This is a genomic window from Mesorhizobium sp. M1396 (assembly GCF_040317725.1).
In the GTDB taxonomy this organism is placed as follows: Bacteria; Pseudomonadota; Alphaproteobacteria; order Rhizobiales; family Rhizobiaceae; genus Mesorhizobium.
On sequence record NZ_JAMYLA010000168.1, the window covers coordinates 1 to 576 of the forward strand.

At 64.8% G+C, this 576-nt stretch carries 1 protein-coding gene; it reads left to right on the forward strand.

Going from position 1 to position 576, the window contains the following annotated elements:
- Window positions 1-576 (forward strand): phosphomethylpyrimidine synthase ThiC (locus NKH02_RS34475; protein ID WP_352884316.1); only part of this gene is annotated, 576 nt, incomplete at both ends.

Here is a 576-nt window from a genome sequence, read left to right on the forward strand (position 1 = left end):
GCCTACGACGTGTCCTTCTCGCTCGGCGACGGCCTTCGTCCGGGCTCCATCGCCGATGCCAACGACGCGGCGCAGTTCGCCGAGTTGGAGACGCTCGGCGAGCTGACGCAGATCGCCTGGGCGAAGGATTGCCAGGTGATGATCGAGGGCCCCGGCCACGTGCCGATGCACAAGATCAAGGCGAACATGGACAAGCAGCTCGCTGTCTGCGGCGAAGCGCCCTTCTATACGCTTGGACCGCTGACAACCGACATCGCGCCGGGCTACGACCACATCACCTCAGGCATTGGGGCCGCCATGATCGGCTGGTTCGGCACCGCCATGCTCTGTTACGTCACGCCGAAGGAGCATCTCGGTCTTCCCGATCGCAACGACGTCAAGATCGGCGTGATCACCTACAAGATCGCAGCCCACGCCGCCGACCTGGCGAAGGGCCATCCGGCGGCGAAGATCCGCGACGACGCGCTGTCGCGGGCCAGATTCGAGTTTCGCTGGGAGGACCAGTTCAACCTGTCGCTCGACCCGGAAACCGCGCGGTCCTTCCACGACCAGACCTTGCCCAAGGAAGCGCACAAG